This window comes from Polaromonas sp. P1_G1 (assembly GCF_056405595.1).
In genome coordinates this window covers 22,272-43,603 of record NZ_JBFUBU010000038.1, presented here as the reverse complement: position 1 = coordinate 43,603, position 21,332 = coordinate 22,272, and the positions used below count along the sequence as shown (strand labels likewise).

General features: G+C 63.0%; 20 protein-coding genes and 1 tRNA gene. 18 read left to right on the top strand and 3 right to left on the bottom strand.

Annotation, left to right across the window (positions count from 1 at the left end):
- Positions 1–110 precede the first annotated feature (110 nt).
- The 17 genes from gabT to AC1D1Y_RS18690 all read left to right on the top strand — a co-directional run bounded on the left by gabT (position 111) and on the right by AC1D1Y_RS18690 (position 17,673).
- The gene (gabT, locus tag AC1D1Y_RS18770; RefSeq protein WP_477683657.1) at positions 111–1,403 is read left to right on the top strand and encodes a 4-aminobutyrate--2-oxoglutarate transaminase; all 1,293 of its coding nucleotides are present in this window, start codon (positions 111–113) and stop codon (positions 1,401–1,403) included.
- Positions 1,404–1,429: 26 nt separating this feature from the next.
- Positions 1,430–2,515, top strand: coding sequence for an ABC transporter ATP-binding protein (locus AC1D1Y_RS18765; RefSeq protein WP_477683656.1), 1,086 nt, complete (start codon positions 1,430–1,432; stop codon positions 2,513–2,515).
- A 120-nt stretch (positions 2,516–2,635) separates the two neighbouring features.
- A complete protein-coding gene (locus tag AC1D1Y_RS18760) occupies positions 2,636–3,664 on the top strand; it encodes an ABC transporter substrate-binding protein (protein ID WP_477655643.1) in 1,029 nt (342 codons plus the stop codon).
- 18 nt (positions 3,665–3,682) lie between these two features.
- Positions 3,683–4,936 carry an ABC transporter permease gene (locus tag AC1D1Y_RS18755; protein ID WP_477683655.1) on the top strand — a complete coding sequence of 418 codons (1,254 nt, stop codon included), beginning with the start codon at positions 3,683–3,685 and terminating at the stop codon, positions 4,934–4,936.
- Positions 4,937–4,983: 47 nt separating this feature from the next.
- Positions 4,984–5,808: an ABC transporter permease gene (locus AC1D1Y_RS18750; RefSeq protein ID WP_477683654.1), complete on the top strand. Its 825-nt coding sequence runs from the start codon at positions 4,984–4,986 to the stop codon at positions 5,806–5,808.
- 189 nt (positions 5,809–5,997) lie between these two features.
- Positions 5,998–7,476: an NAD-dependent succinate-semialdehyde dehydrogenase gene (locus tag AC1D1Y_RS18745; RefSeq protein ID WP_477683653.1), complete on the top strand. Its 1,479-nt coding sequence runs from the start codon at positions 5,998–6,000 to the stop codon at positions 7,474–7,476.
- 33 nt (positions 7,477–7,509) lie between these two features.
- Positions 7,510–8,211 carry a response regulator gene (locus tag AC1D1Y_RS18740; RefSeq protein WP_477683652.1) on the top strand — a complete coding sequence of 234 codons (702 nt, stop codon included), beginning with the start codon at positions 7,510–7,512 and terminating at the stop codon, positions 8,209–8,211.
- A complete protein-coding gene (locus AC1D1Y_RS18735; RefSeq protein WP_477683651.1) occupies positions 8,192–9,742 on the top strand; it encodes a sensor histidine kinase in 1,551 nt (516 codons plus the stop codon). The genes AC1D1Y_RS18740 and AC1D1Y_RS18735 overlap by 20 nt, the downstream gene beginning before the upstream one ends.
- A gap of 331 nt (positions 9,743–10,073) precedes the next feature.
- Positions 10,074–10,502 carry a tripartite tricarboxylate transporter TctB family protein gene (locus AC1D1Y_RS18730; RefSeq protein WP_477683650.1) on the top strand — a complete coding sequence of 143 codons (429 nt, stop codon included), beginning with the start codon at positions 10,074–10,076 and terminating at the stop codon, positions 10,500–10,502.
- Position 10,503: 1 nt separating this feature from the next.
- Positions 10,504–12,060 (top strand): tripartite tricarboxylate transporter permease, encoded by a 1,557-nt coding sequence (locus AC1D1Y_RS18725; protein WP_477683649.1) that lies wholly within the window; start codon positions 10,504–10,506, stop codon positions 12,058–12,060.
- A gap of 162 nt (positions 12,061–12,222) precedes the next feature.
- Complete coding sequence (locus tag AC1D1Y_RS18720; RefSeq protein WP_477683648.1) at positions 12,223–12,654, top strand: DsrE family protein; 432 nt, start codon at positions 12,223–12,225, stop codon at positions 12,652–12,654.
- 140 nt (positions 12,655–12,794) lie between these two features.
- Entirely contained in the window at positions 12,795–14,282 is a 1,488-nt protein-coding gene (locus AC1D1Y_RS18715; RefSeq protein ID WP_477683647.1) for a CYTH and CHAD domain-containing protein, read from the top strand.
- A gap of 85 nt (positions 14,283–14,367) precedes the next feature.
- Positions 14,368–14,441 (top strand) — tRNA-Gly (locus AC1D1Y_RS18710).
- A 133-nt stretch (positions 14,442–14,574) separates the two neighbouring features.
- Positions 14,575–15,270 (top strand): Abi-alpha family protein, encoded by a 696-nt coding sequence (locus AC1D1Y_RS18705; RefSeq protein ID WP_477683646.1) that lies wholly within the window; start codon positions 14,575–14,577, stop codon positions 15,268–15,270.
- Positions 15,271–15,436: 166 nt separating this feature from the next.
- Complete coding sequence (locus AC1D1Y_RS18700) at positions 15,437–15,808, top strand: 4-fold beta flower protein (RefSeq protein ID WP_477683645.1); 372 nt, start codon at positions 15,437–15,439, stop codon at positions 15,806–15,808.
- Between the two features lie 36 nt (positions 15,809–15,844).
- Positions 15,845–16,534: a hypothetical protein gene (locus AC1D1Y_RS18695; protein ID WP_477683644.1), complete on the top strand. Its 690-nt coding sequence runs from the start codon at positions 15,845–15,847 to the stop codon at positions 16,532–16,534.
- A gap of 113 nt (positions 16,535–16,647) precedes the next feature.
- Positions 16,648–17,673: a hypothetical protein gene (locus tag AC1D1Y_RS18690; RefSeq protein ID WP_477683643.1), complete on the top strand. Its 1,026-nt coding sequence runs from the start codon at positions 16,648–16,650 to the stop codon at positions 17,671–17,673.
- A 256-nt stretch (positions 17,674–17,929) separates the two neighbouring features.
- On the opposite strand, the gene AC1D1Y_RS18685 is transcribed toward AC1D1Y_RS18690, so the two are convergent.
- The 3 genes from AC1D1Y_RS18685 to AC1D1Y_RS18675 form a co-directional block, all read right to left on the bottom strand.
- Positions 17,930–18,757, bottom strand: a complete 828-nt coding sequence (locus AC1D1Y_RS18685; protein WP_477683642.1) for an alpha/beta fold hydrolase — start codon at positions 18,755–18,757, stop codon at positions 17,930–17,932.
- Positions 18,758–18,835: 78 nt separating this feature from the next.
- Positions 18,836–19,291 (bottom strand): nuclear transport factor 2 family protein, encoded by a 456-nt coding sequence (locus AC1D1Y_RS18680; protein WP_477683641.1) that lies wholly within the window; start codon positions 19,289–19,291, stop codon positions 18,836–18,838.
- 21 nt (positions 19,292–19,312) lie between these two features.
- Entirely contained in the window at positions 19,313–20,005 is a 693-nt protein-coding gene (locus AC1D1Y_RS18675; protein WP_477683640.1) for an alpha/beta fold hydrolase, read from the bottom strand.
- 455 nt (positions 20,006–20,460) lie between these two features.
- Between AC1D1Y_RS18675 and AC1D1Y_RS18670 the strand changes: the two genes are divergently transcribed.
- Positions 20,461–21,327 (top strand): pirin family protein, encoded by an 867-nt coding sequence (locus tag AC1D1Y_RS18670; protein ID WP_477683639.1) that lies wholly within the window; start codon positions 20,461–20,463, stop codon positions 21,325–21,327.
- Positions 21,328–21,332 lie beyond the last annotated feature (5 nt).

Here is a 21,332-nt window from a genome sequence, read left to right as displayed (position 1 = left end):
CTAGACCCGCACAGTGCGCTGAAAACAGCGCAAAGGTGTACATGGACGGGCCCGGCCCGCACTTCTACAGTCCACCCGTCCCTGTCCAGAAAACCGAAACCACCTTCACCATGCAGCCAAACCAGACTACCAGCAACGCCGCCCTGATGGCGCGCCGCCAAGCCGCCGTGACGCGCGGCGTGGGCCAGGCCCACGAAATTTTCGTCAGCCGGGCAAAAAACGCCGAACTGTGGGACGTCGAAGGCCGCCGCTACATCGACTTCGCCGGCGGCATCGCCGTCCTCAACACCGGCCACCTGCATGCCGAAGTCATTGCCGCGGTCAAAGCCCAGCTCGAGCTCTACACGCACACCTGCTTCCAGGTGGTCGCCTATGAACCCTATGTCGAACTGGCGGAAAAGCTCAACGCGCTGGCGCCTGGAAATTTCGCCAAAAAGACCCTGCTGCTGAGCACCGGCGCCGAGGCCGTCGAGAACGCCGTCAAGGTGGCGCGCTCCTATACCAAGCGCCCCGGCATCATCGCCTTCACGGGCGGCTACCACGGCCGGACCAACATGACATTGGGCATGACCGGCAAGGTGGCGCCCTACAAGCTGGGCTTCGGCCCCTTCCCCGGCGAGGTGTTCCATGCCGAATACCCCAACGCGCTGCACGGTGTCAGCATCGACCAGGCGCTGCATTCGGTCGAGCAGATCCTCAAAAACGACGTCGAGCCCGAGCGCGTGGCGGCCTTCATCATTGAACCGGTGCAAGGCGAGGGAGGCTTCTACATCGCCCCGCCCGAGTTCATCAGCCGCCTGAAGGCGCTGGCCGACCGGCACGGCATCCTGCTGATCGCCGACGAGGTCCAGACCGGCGCGGGCCGCACAGGCACCTGGTATGCCAGCGAACAGTGGCCCGTGGCGCCCGACCTGATTGCCATCGCCAAATCCATGGCGGGGGGTTTCCCCATCTCGGGCCTGGTCGGCCGCGCCGAGGTCATGGACGCACCCGGCCCCGGCGGCCTGGGCGGCACCTACGCGGGCAGCCCCATCGGCTGCGCGGCGGCACTGGCCGTGCTCAAGGTTTTCAAGGACGAAAAACTCCTGGAGCGCAGCAACACCATGGGCAGCTACCTGGTCAAAGGCCTGCGCGCCATTGCGGAAAAGGAAGCGGCCATCGGCGATGTCCGCGGCCTGGGCGCCATGGTGGCCATAGAGCTCTTCGAAAACGGAGACCCCGCGCGTCCCGACGCCGCACTGACCAAACGCGTGGTGAGCGAAGCCGCCCGGCGTGGATTGATATTGCTCTCCTGCGGCACCTACGGTAATGTGATCAGGATTCTGGTCCCCCTCACGGCGTCCGACGCCTTGCTGGACGAAGGCCTGAAAATCCTGGCCGACAGCTTCGCCGCATCGCGCTGATCTTCGTGGACAGCTCAGGAAAACCGATGACCGATAACGATGTCCTTGTGCGCTTTTCGGGCGTGCAGAAAACTTATGACGGCGAACAGCTTGTCGTGCAGCAGCTCGACCTTGACATTCATCGCGGGGAATTCCTGAGCCTGCTGGGCCCTTCCGGATCCGGGAAAACCACCACGCTGATGATGCTGGCCGGCTTCGAGTCGCCTACCGCCGGGGAAATCTTTCTTAACGGTTCGCAGATCACCGGCACGCCGCCGCACAAGCGCAACTTCGGCATGGTGTTCCAGAACTACGCCCTCTTCCCGCATCTCACCGTGGGCCAGAACGTGGCCTATCCGCTCACGGTGCGCAAGGTGCCGAAAGCCGACCAGGCCAGCCGCGTGCTGCGCGCGCTCGACATGGTCCGCCTTTCGGGCATGTCCGACCGCCTGCCCGGGCAGCTGTCGGGCGGCCAGCAGCAGCGCGTCGCCCTGGCGCGGGCGCTGGTGTTCGAGCCCCAGCTCGTGCTCATGGACGAACCGCTGGGCGCGCTCGACAAGCAGCTGCGCGAGCACATGCAGATTGAGCTGAAGGAACTGCACAAGCAGCTGGGCGTCACCTTCGTCTATGTCACGCACGACCAGGGCGAGGCACTGACCATGAGCGACCGCGTGGCGGTCTTCAACGATGGCGCGATCCAGCAACTGGCCCCCGTGGAGGCGCTGTATGAGACACCCTCAAACCGCTTTGTCGCCGGTTTCGTCGGCGACAGCACCGTGCTCAAAGGCAAAGGACGCGCCGCGGGCATTGAATTGCCGGACGGCCGTGTCCTGGGCGGCATCCATGTCAACCAGGCGGCCGTCGGCGCGCAGGTCGAGGCCTATATCCGTCCGGAGCGCATTGTGCTGCATAGCCAGGCGCCGGCTTCAGCCGCCAATGTGCTGCCCGCGCGCGTGGCGCGCATCATCTATTTCGGCGACCACCTGCGGCTGCTGTGCGACGTCGGCGCCGGCCAGGTGGAGGCCACGGTCAAGCTGCCCCTCACCCTGCTGGACGGCCTGCCGCCGCCGCAACCGGGTGACGCGGTACACCTCGAATTTCCGCCCGCATTGACGCGGATCTATGCGGTGTAAGCCCGTTCCCCATTCCCCATTCACCATTCACCATCCCCTTCCACCATTTTCAAGCGTCCCTTCCGCCGTTACCTTCCGCCTTCACCTTCTGCCTTTATCAACCACCGAGGAAATAGCACCATGAAGAAAAACATCATCGCCCTCGCCATGGCTTCGTGCCTGGCCCTGCCTGCACTTGCGCAGCAGCAGATCACCGTCGTCAACTTCGGCGGCGCCAATGCCAATGCGCAGAAAAAAGCCTACTACGAGCCCTACGAAAAAGCCGGCACCAAAGTCGTCGCGGTGGAATACAACGGCGAGCAGGCCAAGATCAAGGCCATGGTCGAGACCAAGAAGGTGACCTGGGATGTGGTCGAAGTTGAAGCACCCGATGTGCAGCGCGGTTGCGACGAAGGCTTGTTTGAAAAAATCGATTTCAGCAAAATCGGCGCCAAAGCGGACTTCCTGCCCGCAGCGGTCAAGGAATGCGGCGTGGGCGTTTTTGTCTGGTCCACCGTGATGGCCTGGAACGCCGACAAGGTCAAGACCGCCCCCACCAGCTGGGCCGACTTCTGGGACGTCAAGAAGATCCCCGGCAAGCGCGGCATGCGCAAGGGCGCCCGCTACAACCTCGAGTTCGCGCTGATGGCCGACGGCGTCAAGCCCGCCGACGTCTACAAGGTCCTGGGCACCAAGGACGGCGCCGACCGCGCATTCCGCAAGCTGACGGAGCTCAAGCCCAGCATCCAGTGGTGGGAAGCCGGCGCCCAGCCCGCCCAGTTCCTCGTGGCCGGCGACGTCGCCCTCAGCACGGTCTACAACGGCCGCATCGACGCCGCCAACCGCGAAGGCCGCAACCTGAAGATCTACTGGCCCGGCGGCATCTACGACCTCGACTATTGGGTGATCCCCAAAGGCGCGCCCAACAAGGATGCGTCCATGAAGTTCATCGCCTTCGCCAGCCAGCCCGCCACCCAGGCCGTGTACGCGCAGAACATCGCTTACGGCCCGGTCAACAACCAGGCTTTGGCCAAGCTCGACAAAAAGGTGCTGGATGACCTGCCGACCTCGCCGGCCAATGCGAAAGAGGCCATCCAGATGAACGTCGGCTTCTGGGCCGACCAGGGCGAGGCGCTTGAAAAACGCTTCGCCGCCTGGGCCACGCAATAAAGCCGGGAGCAGGCCAGCATGAACAGTTTCACCAGCAAGGCGGCCCTGACGGGCGAAGACGCCGGCGCGCTGCGCCGGGCGCTGTCGCGGGCCGATGCGCGCCGCAAATGGCGTGCCTTCGCCCTGACCCTGCCCTTGCTGGTGTTTCTGCTGGTGACCTTGCTCATTCCCATTGCGGCACTGCTGCAGCGCGCCGTCGAAAACCCCGAAGTCGTGAATGCGCTGCCGCGCACGGTGCAAAGCCTCAAGGGCTGGGACCCGCAGGCGGCGCCTGCGCCCGCCAGCTATGCGGCGCTGGTGGACGACCTGGGGCATCTTTCCGACAGCTCGGACGCCGGCGCCCTGGCGCGGCGGCTCAACTCGGAGGTGCCCGGCTCCCGCTCGCTGGTCATGGGGGCGTACCGCGCGCTGCCCATCAGCGGGTCGCCGCAGGACATACAGGCCCGGCTGGTCGAGCTGGATCCCCGCTGGGCGGAGCCCTCCTTCTGGCAGGCGATTGCCAAAAACGGTTCCCGCTGGACGCCCGACTACCTGCTGGCATCGGTGGACCTGCGGCGTGACAGCCAGGGCAACGTCGAACGCATGCCGCCGGACCAGCGCGCTTTCGGGCCCATCCTGCTGCGCACCTTCCAGATCAGTTTTGTCGTCACCCTGTTCTGCCTGGCACTGGCTTACCCGCTGGCCTGGTGGCTGGCCTCACTGCCGGCGCGCAAGGCCAACCTGCTGATGATCCTGGTGCTGGTGCCTTTCTGGACCTCCATCCTGGTACGCGTCGCCGCATGGATCGTGCTGCTGCAATCCGAAGGCCTGGTGAATCGCGGACTGATGGGCATAGGCCTGATCGACAGCCCGCTGGCGCTGCTGTTCAACCGCGCGGGTGTGGTGATCGCCATGGTGCACATCCTGCTGCCTTTCATGATCCTGCCGCTGTACAGCGTGATGAAAAACGTGCCCGCAACTTACGTCCGGGCCGCTGTTTCACTGGGCAGCACGCCGCTGTCCGCCTTCTTTCGGGTGTATGTGCCGCAGACCTATCCCGGCATCAGTGCCGGGGCGCTGCTGGTGTTCATCCTGTCCATTGGTTATTACGTCACCCCCGCCCTGCTCGGCGGCGCCGATGACCAGATGCTGAGTTATTACATCGCGCGGTACACCAACGTCGAAGTCAACTGGGGCATGGCCTGCGCGCTGGGCGCCGTGCTGCTGACAGCCACCATGATTCTTTACAGCGTTTACCGGCGCATCGGCAAGGCCGAACTCAGCATCGGCTGACATCCTTTTTTCTTCTACAGACTTACAGACGCGGACGCCGATTCACCATGTTCAAAATCACAGGGCCCGCCTTCCCCCGCTACGCCACCCTGGCCGACAAAGCCGGCTGGTGGCTGGTGCGCGCCGCCTGCGTCGCCATCCTGGTTTTTCTGCTGGCGCCCATCCTGGTCATGGTGCCGCTGTCCTTTTCCGACAGCTCCTTCCTGGCCTACCCCATCCCGGGCTGGTCACTGAAGTGGTACCGCAACCTGCTGGATTCGCCGGAATGGGCCAGGGCCGCGAAAAACAGTYTCATCGTGGCGCCCGCCGCCACCCTGATCGCCACCGCGCTGGGCACTTTGGCGGCGGTCGGCCTTTCCAGAAGCAACTTCCCGTTCAAAAGCCTGCTGATGGGCATCCTCATCGCCCCCATGGTGGTTCCCATCATTGTGGTCGGCGTGGCCACCTACCTGTATTTCGCACCGCTGGGTCTTGCCGACAGCTACTTCGGGCTGATCGTGGTGCACGCCGCATTGGGCGCGCCCTTTGTGCTGACCACCGTGCTGGCGACACTCGCGGGCTTTAACCACAACCTGGTGCGCGCGTCGCTCAGCCTGGGCGAAACGCCTTTCAGGACGTTTTTCCGGATCACCCTGCCGGTCATCGCGCCGGGTGTGATCTCCGGCGCGCTGTTCGCCTTCGCCACCTCCTTTGACGAAGTGGTGGTCACGCTGTTCCTGGCGGGCGCGGAGCAAGCCACGCTGCCGCGGCAGATGTTCACCGGCATCCGGGAAAACATCTCGCCGACGATCGCGGCCGTGGCGACCTTGCTGATCCTGTTCACCACCTCCCTTTTGCTGCTGCTGGAATGGCTGCGCGGGCGCAGGGCCTGACACGCCGGGACGACGCCCTCGCGCGGAAACCCTTTCCCGGGGTCGCATACCCACCCGCCGCCCGTAGCTCCCTGCGAAAGCTGTCAAAATCACCCGACGCGCGCATTCTTCGCCCTCTCTCCACGCCTCTTTCACTCACCTCCCCCCTCTTTCACCCTCTTCAGCCTTCCGCTTTAAGGACTCCCGCCCATGGACATGAAAACTTCCCCCATTTCCCTGCTCAAAGATCCCAGCCTGTTCAAGACCGACGCCCTGGTCAACGGCCAGTGGGTCGCGGGCAAGGCCCGTTTTGACGTGAACGATCCGGCCACCGGCCGCAAGCTGGCCGACRTGGCCAACCTGGGCCCGCAGGACGCCGAGGCCGCCATCGCCGCGGCCAATGCCGCCTGGCCCGCCTGGCGCAACAAGACCGGCAAGGAGCGCCACGCCATCCTGCTCAAGTGGTTCCAGCTGCTGATGGCCAACCAGGAAGACCTGGGCCGCATCATGACCGCCGAGCAGGGCAAGCCCTTTGCCGAGGCCAAGGGCGAAATCGCCTACGGTGCGAGTTTTGTCGAGTGGTTCGCCGAAGAAGCCAAACGCGTCAACGGCGAAACCCTGCCGCAGTTCGACAACAACCGCCGCCTGATGGTCCTGCGGCAGCCCATCGGCGTCTGCGCCGCCATCACGCCCTGGAACTTCCCGCTGGCCATGATCACCCGCAAGGTCGCCCCGGCCCTGGCCGCCGGCTGCCCGGTGGTCATCAAGCCGGCCGAGCTCACGCCGCTGACGGCCCTGGCCGCCGCCGAGCTGGCCGTGCGCGCCGGCATCCCGGCCGGCGTGCTCAATGTGCTGACAGCCGACAGCGCCAACAGCATCGCCGTCGGCAAGGTGTTCTGCGCCAGCGACGTGGTGCGCCACATCAGTTTCACCGGCTCCACCGAAGTCGGCCGCATCCTGATGGCGCAAAGCGCGCCCAGCGTCAAGAAGCTCGCGCTCGAGCTGGGCGGCAACGCGCCCTTCATCGTGTTCGACGACGCCGACGTGGACTCGGCCGTCGAGGGCGCCATGGCCAGCAAATACCGCAATGCCGGCCAGACCTGCGTCTGCGCCAACCGCATCTATGTGCAGGACGGCGTGTACGACCAGTTCGTCGAAAAATTCGCCGCCAAGGTCAAGGCGCTCAAGGTCGGCAACGGCTTTGAGGACGGCGTGGTGCAGGGCCCGCTGATCGAGGATGCGGCCATCGAGAAAGTGCAGCGCCACGTCGCCGATGCCCTCGCCAAAGGCGGCAAGCTGCTGGCCGGCGGCCACAAGCTCGAAGGCCAGTTCTTCGAGCCCACGGTGGTCTCCGAAGCCACCGCCGACATGCTCTGCGCCCGCGAAGAAACCTTCGGCCCCTTCGCGCCGGTGTTCCGCTTCAAGCACGACCAGGAAGCCATTGATGCGGCCAACAACACCGAGTTCGGCCTGGCCAGCTACTTCTACAGCCGCGACATCGGCCGCATCTACCGCGTCGCCGAGGCGCTGGAGTACGGCATGGTGGGTATCAACGCCGGCGTGATCGCCACCGAACACGTGCCCTTCGGCGGCGTCAAGCAGTCGGGCCTGGGCCGCGAGGGTTCGCGCCACGGCATGGACGAATACCTCGAGATGAAGTACCTGTGCCTGGGTGACATCCAGCGCTAAGCCGGCACCCGTTACACCCGCGACCGCACCGACATGCGCCTGCTGCTTGTGGAAGACGAAGCCGAGATGGCTTCGTGGCTGCTGCGCGCTTTCAAGCAGAGCGGTTATGTCTCCGACCACGCACCCGATGCCGCCACGGCCGAATCACTGCTGGCCGGCAACGACTATGACGCCGTGGTGCTCGACCTGCGGCTGCCCGACAAACACGGGCTCACGGTGCTGGCCGAGCTGCGCAAGGCCGGCAACCGTACGCCCGTGCTGGTGCTGACGGCGCAGGGTTCGCTGCAGGACCGGGTCAAGGGCCTGAACGTTGGGGCCGACGACTTCCTGGCCAAGCCTTTCGCCATCGAGGAGCTCGAAGCCCGCCTGGCCGCGCTGGTGCGGCGCAGCCGGGGCCGCTCCCACGCGCCGCTGCAATGCGGCTCCCTGTCATGCCCGCACGACAGCCGCGCCTTCACGCTGGCGGGCACGCTGCTGCAGCTCACGCCGCGCGAAAGCGCGGCCTTGTCGGTGTTGCTGGCGCGCAGCGGCACGCCGGTGGAAAAGTCGCAGCTCTCCGGCAAGGTCTTCCCGGCCGACAGCAATGCCGGCCCCGACGCGATAGAGCTGGTGCTGCACCGGCTGCGCCGCAAGCTCGAAGGCGGCGACGTGCGCATCGTCACCGTGCGCGGCCTCGGTTATATGCTCGAAAGCATCACGCCGGACAGCACCGCGCATGAAAATACTGCGCACTGACCCCGACCGCTTCGGCATACGCGCGCGCCTGCTCACGCTGCTGCTCCCGGCCATCCTGGGCCTGCTAGCCCTGGACAGCTGGAACGACTACCGCGCCCTGCGTGACCAGGTGCAGGAGGCCTACGACCAGAGCATGCTCGAGGCCGCGCATGCGCTGCAAAGCAGCGTGGCGCCGGCGCCGGACGGCTCGCTGCGCCTGAACGCGCCGGCCGGCGTGCAAGCCCTGTTCGCCGCCGCCGGCCCCCTGCAGAAATACCTGCACGTCGGACTGACAGAGCTGGGGGATGCACACCCACCTGAGATCACCTTGCTGGGCGTCACAGACCTGCCCGCGCCGCCGCCGCGCTCATCGCCTTCATCGCCCGACCCCTACTCTCCCGCCGTCGCCTGGCCTGTCTGGTACGACGACTTCTACGCGGGCCATCCGGTGCGCGTGGTGGCACTGCAAAGCCAGGTGCTGGACGGGCGCGGCGGGAACTTCAAGCTGCTGGTCCAGGTCGCGGAAACCACAGTCCCGCGCGACCGGGCGCAGGCCGCCACCCTGCGGCAAGAGCTGATACGCGACGCGCGCATGGTGCTGGTGATGGTGCTGCTGGTCTGGCTGGGCGTGACCTGGTCGCTGCAGCCCCTGGAGCGGCTGCGCAAATCCGTGCTGCAAAGCAAGGGCACCGACCTCCAGCCGCTGGACACTCGCGACGTGCCGCATGAAGTCGCGCCCCTGGTCGACGCCCTCAACCAGCACCTGGCCAGCTACCGCGAGCTGCTGGAGCAGCAGTCACAGTTCCTCGCCGATGCCTCGCACCAGCTGCGCACGCCGCTGGCCATCATGCTGACCCAGGCGGGTGTGGCGCTGCGCGAAAAAGACACCGGGCAACTTCACGCCACCCTGCGCGCCATGGTCGCCCAGATCGCGCGCAGCCGGCGCCTGTGCGAGCAACTGCTCTCGCTGGCCCACGCCAATGAGGGCGCGGCGCCCGCGAACATGTCCGACCTGCCCGGCATCGTCGACCTCAACACCATCGCCAGGGAGGTGGTGCTGCAGTACCTGGCGCTGGCCCACGAGAAGAACCAGGACCTGGGCTGGGTCGACGCCCGCGGCGACTCCACGGAAGCAGGCGCACTGCAGGATGCGCCCGTGGTCCCGGTGCGGGCGCGCGGCCCCGAGCTGCACGAGGCGCTGTCCAACCTGGTGCACAACGCGATTGCCTACACGCCGGCCGGCGGGCACATCACCGTGATGGTATCCACGCTGGACGGCATGGCCCTGGCCGAGGTCCGCGACGACGGCCCCGGCATCGCCCCAGCGCGGCGTGCCCAGGTCTTCGAACGCTTCCATTCGGCCGACCCGGGCGCTGAAAGAGGCTCGCACCGCGCCGGGCTGGGCATGGCCATCGCGCGCGCCTATGCGCGGCGCAACGGCGGCGACATCGAGCTCGCGGACACGGCCTCCGGCGCCGGCCTGCGCGCCGTCTTGCGCCTGCCGCTGGCGCCCCGTATTACTCCCTCTCCCTCTGGGAGAGGGCAGGGGTGAGGGCTGGCGGCCTAAACACGGAGCAGTGGATATTTATCCGCCGCTGGCCCTCACCCTAACCCTCTCCCAGAGGGAGAGGGGACAAGATAGCCGGAAAGGGACAAAGCTTCTCAGCAAACCCACAGCCCCGTTAGTGATAACACGTATTTTGGCCCCCGCCGCGTAAAACGAAAGCCGATTGGAAGCCTCGCTTCCTAACATCGCCTCCAGCCCGAACGCCCGCCGCCTGCGCTGTGCAGGACCGGAGAGCCGGGACATTAGCAGGAGACGCGATGACCCACCTTTCATTCACCGACAAGGCCGCACCGGCGCGGTACCGGAGGTGCCTCCCATGAACCTGAACAACCGCAACTTCGTCCGCGGCCTGTGCCTCATGGCGATCGCCCTGGTCTTCGGCKGCGTGTCCTTCAACTACACGCTGGGCGAGCTGAGCCGCTCCGGGCCCGGCCTGTTCCCGCTGATGGTGAGCTCCTTCCTGTTCATCATCGGCGTGCTCACGGTGGTGCGCTCGCACTTCGTCGACCCCGTGCCCCTGGACTACAGCGTCAAGAACATCGCCCTCATCCTGCTGAGCCTGGTGGGCTTTTCGGTACTGTCCCAGTACGTCAACATGATCCTGGGCATCGTCTTCCTGGTGTTCTGCTCCACGCTGGCCGGCACCTCGTATTCCGTGGTGCGCAACATCAAGATCTCCATCGGCCTGGTCGCCGTGGCCTTTGCCTTCAAACAATTTCTCGGCCTGAGCCTGCCGCTGTACTGATATGGAAGTCTTTCACAACCTCGCGTTCGGTTTCGAACATGCGCTGACGCTGCAAAACCTGCTGTACTGCGCCCTGGGCTGCACGGTGGGCACGCTGATCGGGCTGCTGCCCGGGCTCGGCCCCCTGTCCACCATCAGCCTGCTGCTGCCGCTGACCTACTCCATTCCCACCGGCGGCGCGCTCATCATGCTGGCCGGCATCTACTACGGCGCGCAATACGGTGACAGCGTGAGCGCCATCACCATGAAGATCCCGCACGCCAGCAGCATCGTGGCCTGTATTGACGGCTACCAGATGACGCTCAAGGGCAAGACCGGCCTGGCGCTCTTCACCGCCGGTGTCTCCAGCTTCATAGGCGGCACCGTGGCCATCGTCGTGCTGTCGACCATGGCGCCCGCGCTCGGCGAGGTCGGCTTCCTGTTCGGCCCGGCTGACTACTGCGCGCTGATGCTGCTCGGATTCTTCTGCGTGAGTTTTGTCAGCAGCGGCAGCCTGCTCAACGGCCTGGCCATGGCCATGGTCGGCGTGCTGCTCGGCATGGTCGGCACCGACGTCAACAGCGGCGTCGCGCGCTACACCATGAACCTGCCCTTCCTGATGGACGGCATAGGGCTGATCAGCATCGCGCTGGGCTGCTTCGGCATCGCCGAGGTCGTGAAAAACCTCGACAACAAGAACGTGCTCACGCCCTTCAACGGCAAGATCAAGCTCATGCCGACCTGGCCCGAGTTCAAGCGCATCATCCCCAGCGCCCTGCGCGGCAGCGTGATCGGCTCCATCCTGGGCATACTGCCCGGCGGCGGCCCCACCATCGCCCAGTTCGCCGCCTATGCCGCCGACAAGAAATTCAGCAAGTACAAGCACGAGATCGGCACCGGCTGCATCGAAGGCGTGGCCGGCCAGGCCGCGGCCGACGAAGCCGCCGCGCGCACCAGCTTCATCCCGCTGATGGCCATCGGCATTCCCGAGAACGCCGTCATGGCGCTGATGATGGCGGCCTTCGTGGTCAAAGGCATACAGCCCGGCCCCAACATGATCGCCACCCACCCTGATTTGTTCTGGGGCCTGGTGGCCAGCATGTGGATAGGCAACTGCTTCCTGCTGGTCCTCAACGTGCCGCTGGTGCGCTACTGGCTGTCGGTGTTCAAGATCCCCTACACCGTGCTGTTCCCGGCCATCCTGTTCTTCTGCTGCATAGGCACCTACAGCATCAACAACAGCCTGGACGACATCTACACCACCGCCGTGTTCGGCCTGATCGGCTACCTCTTCCTGCGCCTGGACATGGAAGCCGCGCCGCTGCTGCTCGGCTTTATCCTGGGCCCCATGCTCGAAGAGAACTTCCGCCGCGCCATGCTGCTGAGCCGCGGCAGCTTCAACGTCTTCGTCAATCGCCCCATCAGCGGCACGCTGCTGGGTGTCATCGGCATCCTGGTCGTGTGGCAGGTGGTGGTGTTTGCGCGCAAGTTGATCAAGTCACCGGACCATCACATCCACTCAGGCGGCAATCCCCCTGTCGTACCTGCAGTGCCGCTGCCCGCAACCGGCGGTAAATAGTCAACCCTGGTCTTTTTGAAGGCCGCTGGCCCCCACCCCTGCCCTCCCCCTGCGGGGGAGGGAGAAGAGTGGCGGTTTCACTCCTTCCCCCGCTGGGGGAAGGTTGGGATGGGGGCCTGCGGCCCTTGTGTTGAAATAAGCCTCCCATCAGGAGACCTCCCCATGAACCGCAGACTCGTACTCCAGGCCGGCGCCGCGGCAGCCCTCGCCACCGTCCTTCTCAGCGTCCACGCCCAGTCCACAGGCGGCAAACGCCAGGGCATCGTGATCCAGGTCAGCGACAACGACCCGGCCAAATGGAACCTGGCGCTCAACAACGCCAAGAACCTGCAGGACGACGTGGGCGCGGCCAACGTCGAGATCGAGATCGTCGCCTACGGCCCCGGCATCAGCATGCTCAAGCTCGAATCACCCACCGGCTCGCGCATCGCCGACGCCGCCAAAGCCGGCATCAAGGTCACCGCCTGCGAGAACACCATGCGCGGCCAGAAGCTGACCAAGGACGACATGCTGGCCGGCATCAGCTATGTGCCCGCCGGCGTCACCGAGATCATGAAGAAGCAGCACGAAGGCTGGGCTTACCTGCGGCCTTGACGGCCTGAGGCGGGGGCTGGCGATAGTCACCAGGGATACACCTTGTGACGACGTCCGGGCCGGCCGCCGCCTCGCCAGACAGGCCGCGCGCAGTACCATGGCCAGGTGCGCCGCGCATCCATCGCGCCGCACAAACCCCCATGGAAATCGAACTCAAGCTGAGGCTGCCCCCTGACGCGCTGGCCGCGTTGCGCGCCGACCCGCTGTGGGCCCATACCCGCGCCACGCGCAAGCAGCTGGACAACATCTACTTTGACACGCCGCAGCGCGCGCTGGCCAAGGCCGGCATAGGCCTGCGCCTTCGCAGCGACGGCAAGCACTGGCTGCAAACCGCCAAGGGAGGCGGCAGCAGCCACGCGGGCCTGCACCAGCGCGAGGAAATCGAATTCCCGGTCGCCGGCCAGGCGCTCGAATGGGGGCCGCTGGCCGGCACAGCATTTGAGTCGGTTCTGGCGCCCCTCAAAGACAAATTACAGCCGCAATTCCGCACCCGCTTTGAACGCGAAATCCGCCAGGTCACCGGCGCCGCGGGCGGCATCATCGAGGTCGCCATCGACCACGGCGAAATCCTGGCCGGGGACCACAGCGAGGCGCTGTGCGAGGTGGAACTGGAACTCAAGGGCGGGCCGGTGGACGAGCTGTTCGCGCTGGCCCTGCTGCTGGTGGAACGCCACCCGCTGGTGCTGGACAGCCGCAGCAAGGCCGAACGCGGCGACCGGCTGGCCCGCGGCGCGGCGCTGGAACCGCCTGTCAAAGCGGCCGCGCTGGCGGCGCCCCCAGGTGACGATGCGCGCGACACCGCGCGGGAGGCCGTCCAAGCCTGCCTGGCCCACTGGCAGGCCAACGAAGCCGGCTTCCTCGCCCAGCCCCAGGCCGGGCACTACGACAGCGAATACCTGCACCAGTTGCGCGTCGCGGTGCGGCGCCTGCGTGTGGCCTGCGGCCCGCTGGCCGGCGCGGCCCAATGGCGGCAGGCAGCGCTGGCGCCCTTGCAGGACAGCCTGCGCGCACTGGGCCAGCGCCTGGGCGCCGCGCGCGACTGGGACGTCTTCATCGAGGAAGCCTGGCCGCCGCTGGCGGACAGCCTGCACGACGCGGCCCTGCGCCAGAAGCTGCAGGAGGCCGCCGCCCTGCAACAGGCCACCGCGCGCCTGCAAGCCCAGGCCGCCCTCGAGGAACGCGACACCCAGCACCTGCTGCTGCAGCTGGGCCGCTGCCTCGCCCAGCCCGAGGACGAAGGTCCACCCGTGCCCTTTGACGCGCTCACGGCGCAGCTCGAGAAACTGGACCACAGGCTGCGGCAAGCCCTGCCCCGGCTGGAACAGCTAAGCCCCACGCGCCTGCACCGCCTGCGCATCACCGCCAAAAAACTGCGCTACCTCACGGAGTTCATTGCCGGCCGCTACGACGCCAAAGCCATCGAAGACTGGCTGGACTGGCTCAAAAAGGCACAAACCGTCTTCGGCGTGCACAACGACCGCGTGACGGCCAGGGCGCATATCGAAGCCCTGTGCGCCGGCATGGAGCAGCCCGGCAAGCTGCAGCACAGCTTGCAGGCGGCCTTGCGAGAGCAGGACCAGCCTGAGCTTTCGCTGCGGGCGTTGCCTGAGCCGTACTGGCGCATTTGAAAGCGGGAACCGGGGTGTAAAATCGCCGCGAGCCCGCCCCTGGCTCGGCTTCAGCGCAAAGTGGCTCGTCAGCAGCCACGCAAACGCGGGTGTAGTTCAATGGCAGAACGGCAGCTTCCCAAGCTTCATACGAGGGTTCGATTCCCTTCACCCGCTCCAGATTTCAACTAGTCTTCAGTTCTTTGAAGATTTAGCCTCCAGCCTCACTGCAGCCCTAACATTCCATAGAGAATGTTCAAAGACTCGTCTCTATCGCCGCAGGATTGAAATTCCCCAGCAACCGAAAGCACTCATGAACGAAGAAGAAGCCAAGGCAATCCAAGAGGCCGCTAAAACCGCCGGTAAAGGTATTGATCTAGTCCAATCTGCGGGAAAGACAATGGACAGGATATTCGGTGAAACGATGAATCAATTCGCGGGAGGCCTGGCCGACTGGGCGACATATTGGCGGCATAAGAACTTCCTGGCCATTGCAGATAAGGTGGAGACCCTCCATGCTGCACGTAAGCTGGCGGGAAAACCAATCCCACTACCCGTGCAGTTTGCCCTACCAATCTTGGACGCCGCCTCGTTAGAGACTGAGGAAGACGTTCAAGACTTATGGGCTGGGCTGATAGCGAACGCCGGCGATCCCAGCAAGGCTTACAAGCCGAAAAAGGTTTTCCTAGAAACTCTACGCGGAATGCAAGGTTTAGATGCTCTAATTTTAAAAACACTGGCGGACGACGCACTGCTTGAGAAGCATTCGCTAATTAGCGGCAGCCTACTAAATGCGGGGGTGCTTGCTACAGAGATCGGCGCAGACTTGTTAGAGGTACAAATTTCGCTTCAAAGTCTTGCTCGCTTGGGATGCGTAATTGACACTTGGTCGGAAACCATCGATGGGATGGACACCGGCTACTCGGGCTTCAGAGTCAACAATCCTAAATCGAATTTTCGCCTGTCCCATTTAGGCGTGCAACTCCTGCTAGTGACCTCCGGAAAATAGCATCGGGATCTGCGCGTTTGAATTGGCATCCACGGCCAGTTGCTCCTCTATACGGAGGAGGCGGTTAAGTGGCATGTCCGCCTAAAATCGATTGAGGAGCCTGGCTTTTTAACTCAGTCCTGTCAAACCGCAACCCTTGCGGCCCACATGACGCTAGAGGGTAATCATGAGTTACGTGACCTTCTATAACCGCGACGGCCGCCCAGTCGCCTGGATCGGCGACAACCAGAACTACACATCCGTATTTCTATATGACGGTTCCCCGGTTGCGTGGATTTCGGACGATTCGGTGTATGCGTACTCAGGGAGACACCTCGGTTTCTTCCAAGATGGGTGGATTCGAGATCACAACGGCCACGCTGTCTTCTTTACTAGTGAAGCAAGCGGTGGACCGGCGAAGCCGGCTCGAGAGGCTCGTCCGGCACGTGGCGCCCGCGGAGCGAGACCGGCCAGAGGGGCTCGTGAGGCGCGACCGGCTAGGGCCGCTCGCACCATGTCTTGGTCGGTTCTGAGCGACGAGTCCTTCTTTCAACAATAGGAATGCTCTTCGTTATAAGACGTAGGAATCTCGGCCATGAACCACCGACCCGAGGGGCCCATCCCGGACACGTATCAACGGGTCAAGGAGGCTGCATATTTTCTCGAAAAATCCGCCAAACATTACCACGCTCCGTTGGAGTTTCAGTTCAATTTAAACGCCTTTATTCAAGCCCTGCGGAACACAACTTTTATTTTGCAAAGCGAACCAAATAAGCCTAGAACCTTTGAATCTTGGTACGCGGAAAAACAAGCAGAAATGAAGCGGAGCGAACTCTTGCGACGTTTTGTAGAAGCGCGGAACGTTGTTGTGAAGCAGAGTTCATTGACTGCTCGAAGCACCGCACGGTCTGGGCTTTTTCGGGGTCGCAACTTTAAACTGGGAATGCAACACGAGTTGCCGCTCCTCGCTCCATCAAAGTGGATTTTGGAACGATTGAACGCAAACGTCGGCTTCCTTCTCGATGAAGGACGCTCGCAACCATGGGAACAGTTTGGGGTTCAGAGAACCTGGGTGGTGGCAGAGCTTGGTGAGTCGGAGGTGCTGAGTTTGTGCCTGCAAGCTCTAAACCATGTTGCTGCAGTAGTAGGAGAGGCGCATAGCCTCTTCGGAGCCGACATGGAAAAGACAGAATTGGAACTGGACATGCTGCGAACTCAAACGTTCCTCGAGACCGATGCGGATCCGTCGCTCATTGCAAAGTGGGGATGGAATGACACCTCATAACCATTTATCGGTCTAGATGTTCTATCGACTGCCGCAGAGATCAGCCAAGTTCTAGACGCGTATCAGATATGAAAGATTTGAAGTCCGCTCAACAAACTCCACATTGAGAGAGCATGCAAGATATTCAGAAGTATTTTCAAGCTGAGATAGACGATCTATCTCTTAAGCTCATAGCAACATTTGGACTCGTGTTTGAGCAGCCTGTAAATTCTGCTGTTCCCGACCCACTTTCACGTTGGTTAGATTTCCGACTCAGATATATTGAGCCTCGGCCTCGCCAAATAGTGGCATCGAGCAAATTCCCAGTAAGTCTTCCTCCAGAAATTACGGAGTCACTGCATGCTTTAGAAAAGGCGATCATTGACGGAGATGACATCAATGCCTTTCAGAGCAAAACCAGCGTTCGAAACGATACCAGTGGCAATAAGCGCCAGCAGCGAACAGACGGGCTATGGGCGACGTGGGGGATACATCATCTCCACCTAACTAGCGTTCCGCTTAAACAAGGGCAGAGCTTTTCAGCCCGTTCAGATTGGTTGCTTTTCTTGATGGTTACGCCTGACGTAGTAGCGTTCATTGATGTCCGCGAGCACAACGAAGCGCACCTTTGGAGTCAGGAAGATTTGGTCAAAACCTATATTCAGAGTTTCCCAGGCCATTCCAAACAATTTCGCATGAATGGTGTTTTAGGGTTGGCCAACTCACCACCGACAGCCGAAGAGACTGCCCAGCTTAGAAAAGCTGGCGTAACTTCTCTGATCGAAGTCAATGGAAATGTGTACGCACCTCCAGGAGGGGGCGTTACAACGGCATCAACTGCATTGAAAGCGACTCAAACCGGCATGGTGGTTCGTTCCAATTTAAAGGAAATTGCTAAATGGGTGGCTGAACCAGACTCCCCAATGCAATTGAAAGCGAGCGAACTTGCTATTGTTGAACCATACTTTGACCTCATTGTCTTTGGCGACGGTAATATAGGAATCGGTTTACGCGACACGGAGTGGCGATGGGGACTTCGTCGAGAAACTCCCGGCAGAGAAAAAGATGCCATGGAGACATTTCATGAAACTTTTCTTCCGAAGTGGGCGGGAAAGGCTCTTGTGACCTATTGGGCGTCCCTCCCAAACCAAAGCCCCTAGCGTTATCAAATCCCCCGATAAGCATCAGCTACGCCTTTCAATCGCTCCAGGCTCCCCAATAAGATCTCACACAGGGCCTCATTGCTTTCCAGCGAGCAACCCTGCCCGCCCCGCGCTCTACCGAGTCATTCCCCTACCGCCAACGCTTCCATCCCAATTGTTCCAAAAACAGAACGCAGACATTCGGTTTTGAAACCTAATGGGGTGCCCTTTCACCCCCCATCTGCCCTGTCATGGCAAAGGCTGGCTACCTCCATCAACGCAACAAACTTTCAAAATATCGCCCGAGCGCCAGGTTGAATTCCTGGGGTGCTTCCAGTGCCGGCAGATGCGCCGTGCCCTGAAGTACGCAGCTTTGGGCCCCGGGTATGCGCTGCGCAACCAGCGCGCATCTTTCCTGCAAGTGCGGGAGGTCAAGATCGCCCCACATCACGAGCGTGGGCGCTTTGATCGCTTCCAGCTGTTCCCATGCGGAAGGTTCTTCGGATGCCGGGCCAGTGTCGGCAGCCCGTAAAGCGCTACCGTTCATCGAGAGGAAGAGCCGGCGAATCTCACCGCCTACCCGCTCCGGCGGACTCAAGGGGCCGTCCAGCCAAAGACGCGCCTGCAGCTCATTCTTTGCATCCAGGTCGCCCTGCGCCTCAGCAGCGCTGATCGCATCCATCAGGACTTTGACCGAATCCCCGTATCGTGGCGCCGGCGCGCCGCTAACACCGGGGGAAACCAGCACCAGACCGCTCACCCGGTCCGGCCGCGCCAATGCCGCGTCGATGGCCACACGCCCCCCCATGGAACAGCCCACCAACACCGCACGGCCATACCCCAAAGAATCCATCACGTCCCAAAGGTCGGCCACATTCGAATACGGCGTTGCTTTCAATGTGCGCGATTCTCCAAAGCCACGACGGTCGTAGCCCGCTACAGGACGGGCTGCTGCCAGCCCCTCCCATTGGCCTTGCCACATTCGTCGATCTGCGACGTTGGCGTGCAGCAAAAGAACCGGCATGCCCACTGCGCCATGGATGGCCTCGTATTCCACGGCCAGCAACGCGCCAGGAACTTCATGCAGCTTCATTGTTTTCATGGCTATGACGATACTGATTGCAGACCCTGGATGTCAACTGTGATGGCCGGCCGCTTGTTTCAGTCGCCCAGCGGTGGCTCACCCAATGCCGTGCTGACGCAGCAACGCTTCTTCATCCCCGGTGATCCAGCCGAGTACTTTGGCATCGGCGCCTTCGAGGCGCACGAGATAGACGTTGGTGAAGGGGATGACTTTTTCCTGGCCTTTGGCCTTGTAGGTCGCGCTCCATTCCACGCGGGCAAGTCCGTGAAGCTCGTCAATGACCGAGACTTGGAGATCGCGCACCACCATTTGCTGCACACCTGTTTCACGGTAGTGCTTGAAACCTTGCACCGTCACCTTTTTGAGTTCCTCATCATTCTTGCCTGTGAAGAGGCCCGAGGGTGATGCGGCGATAAACGAATCCGCATAGAGCGCCGCGACGGCCGGCAGGTCGACTTCGCCCTTTAAGCCGGCGTTGAAGTGGCCTTCATAGCGCTCAAACAATTGCCGCACCGCTTGCTCCATCTGGTGGGAGCCGCTTTCCTTGTTCATGGCATGCACCCCTTTTAAATGTCACCCTCTCTCTTTCACAAAATCGACCATCAATTCCGCGCACTGCGCAGCATGGGTCTCGAGCAGGAAATGCGGACCGTCGAGGACATGCGCCTCCATGCGCGGCAAGTCCCGCAGCCAGGACACGATTTCACCGCAGTCGAAGAAGCTGTCATGCCGACCCCAGAGCATGAGCGCCGGCGGCTGGTGCTGGCGCAGATAGAGCGCGATATCCTTGAACCGGTCGGCATAACGGCCGTAGTCTTTGACCAGGGCGCGCTGCAATTCAAAATGGCCGGGCCGGCTCATGATGCGCCAGTCCTCTATCCAGTTGCCGGCGGAAATGCACGAGGCGATGTCCTCCGGTATGCCGCCCACGTACTGGGCGCGCACCCCTTCGAAGTTCAGGTGGGCGGTGGCGGCTTCTTCATTCTCTTTCGACGGCGTATCCCAATAGGCAATCGTGTCCTGCCAGGCCGGGCCAAAGCCTGTGCGGTGCGCGTTGGCGTTCTGGATGACCAGGCCCCGCACGCGGCCCGGGTCGCGCATCGCAAGGTCGAGCGCGACGGGTGCACCGTAGTCGTGCACATAAAGATAGGCTCCGGCCACACCAAGCTTTTCCAGCAGACCCTCAATCACATCGGTGAAGCGCGCGAAGCTCGGATCGGGAATGAGGCCTGACTGGCCGAAACCCGGAAGATCCGGCGCGATCACAAAACACTTTTCCTACAAGCGCGGGATGATGTTCCTGAAGGTCCGCGACGAGCTCGGAAAACCATGCAGGAGCAGGACCGCAGGATTGCTCCGGTTTCCGGCGAGCACAGCGGAAATGCTGCAGCCGGCAATATCAAAATCCTCACGGCGCGCTGGGCTGGCCGTCATGTCGGTTCTCCCTGGCTTATGGATAGGGGTGGGTCAAAAACCAGCCTAGCCGCCCCTGCGCGATGGCGTGTGGGAATATGGTGCGGCGCGGTATCGGACGCTTTCCTGTCGCCTGCCTGGCGCTTCCCGGGGGCAATTCCCCTATGCCAGCGCGTCCCTCCCAATTGTTCTAAAAACAGAACGCAGACATGCGGTTTTGCCCCCTAATGGGGCGTCTGTCTGCCCCCATCTGCCCTGTATTGGCCCGATTCTTGCCGGCCTCACACAGGAAACAGGAGAAACGCGCGATGAAAAAGATTCTGGGCATTTACAGCAACCCTCACGGCCACTGGGTGGGTGACGGCTTCCCCGTGCGCTCCCTGTTCACCTATGACACGTTGGGCTCGCATGTGAGCCCCTTTCTGCTGCTGGACTACGCCGGCCCGGCGCAGTTTGAGCCCACCGACACGCCGCGCGGCGTGGGCCAGCACCCGCACCGCGGTTTTGAGACCGTGACCATCGTCTACAAGGGCGAGGTCGAGCATCGCGATTCCACCGGCAACGGCGGTGTGATCGGCCCGGGCGACGTGCAGTGGATGACGGCGGCCTCGGGCATCCTGCATGAGGAGTTCCACTCGCGCGAATTCACGCGCACGGGCGGGCCGTTTGAAATGGTGCAGCTGTGGGTCAACCTGCCGGCCAAAGACAAGATGGCGGCGCCGGGCTACCAGGGTATCCTGGACAAGGACATCCCGCGCGTGGACCTGCCGGACGGTGCGGGCAGCGTGCGCGTGATTGCGGGCGACTATGAGGGCCACAAGGGGCCGGCGCGCACCTTCACGCCTATCGACGTGTGGGACATGCGGCTGCGCGAAGGCAAGACGGTGGTGCTGACCATTCCGGAAGGCCGCACGGCGGCGCTGGTGGTGCTGCGCGGCACGGTGCAGCTCAACGGCCAGGACGTGGTGCGCGAAGCGCAGATGGCGCTGCTGGAGCGCGAAGGCGAAGCGCTGCAGATCGAGGCCAACGGCGACGCCACCCTGCTGCTGCTCAGCGGCGAGCCGATCGACGAACCCATCGTGGGACATGGGCCTTTTGTGATGAACACCCGTGAGGAAATCCTGCAGGCGATGAAGGATTTCAACGCGGGGCGTTTCGGCCGGATGGCGGATTGAACACC

Coding starts and splice junctions, on each gene's coding strand:
- AC1D1Y_RS18755 (WP_477683655.1), top strand. CDS start 3,683: ATGAACAGTTTCACCAGCAAGGCGGCCCTGACGGGCGAAGACGCCGGC.
- AC1D1Y_RS18760 (WP_477655643.1), top strand. CDS start 2,636: ATGAAGAAAAACATCATCGCCCTCGCCATGGCTTCGTGCCTGGCCCTG.
- AC1D1Y_RS18670 (WP_477683639.1), top strand. CDS start 20,461: ATGAAAAAGATTCTGGGCATTTACAGCAACCCTCACGGCCACTGGGTG.
- AC1D1Y_RS18715 (WP_477683647.1), top strand. CDS start 12,795: ATGGAAATCGAACTCAAGCTGAGGCTGCCCCCTGACGCGCTGGCCGCG.
- AC1D1Y_RS18720 (WP_477683648.1), top strand. CDS start 12,223: ATGAACCGCAGACTCGTACTCCAGGCCGGCGCCGCGGCAGCCCTCGCC.
- AC1D1Y_RS18765 (WP_477683656.1), top strand. CDS start 1,430: ATGACCGATAACGATGTCCTTGTGCGCTTTTCGGGCGTGCAGAAAACT.
- AC1D1Y_RS18740 (WP_477683652.1), top strand. CDS start 7,510: ATGCGCCTGCTGCTTGTGGAAGACGAAGCCGAGATGGCTTCGTGGCTG.
- AC1D1Y_RS18685 (WP_477683642.1), bottom strand. CDS start 18,757: ATGAAAACAATGAAGCTGCATGAAGTTCCTGGCGCGTTGCTGGCCGTG.
- AC1D1Y_RS18705 (WP_477683646.1), top strand. CDS start 14,575: ATGAACGAAGAAGAAGCCAAGGCAATCCAAGAGGCCGCTAAAACCGCC.
- AC1D1Y_RS18700 (WP_477683645.1), top strand. CDS start 15,437: ATGAGTTACGTGACCTTCTATAACCGCGACGGCCGCCCAGTCGCCTGG.
- AC1D1Y_RS18695 (WP_477683644.1), top strand. CDS start 15,845: ATGAACCACCGACCCGAGGGGCCCATCCCGGACACGTATCAACGGGTC.
- AC1D1Y_RS18725 (WP_477683649.1), top strand. CDS start 10,504: ATGGAAGTCTTTCACAACCTCGCGTTCGGTTTCGAACATGCGCTGACG.
- AC1D1Y_RS18680 (WP_477683641.1), bottom strand. CDS start 19,291: ATGAACAAGGAAAGCGGCTCCCACCAGATGGAGCAAGCGGTGCGGCAA.
- gabT (WP_477683657.1), top strand. CDS start 111: ATGCAGCCAAACCAGACTACCAGCAACGCCGCCCTGATGGCGCGCCGC.
- AC1D1Y_RS18690 (WP_477683643.1), top strand. CDS start 16,648: ATGCAAGATATTCAGAAGTATTTTCAAGCTGAGATAGACGATCTATCT.
- AC1D1Y_RS18735 (WP_477683651.1), top strand. CDS start 8,192: ATGAAAATACTGCGCACTGACCCCGACCGCTTCGGCATACGCGCGCGC.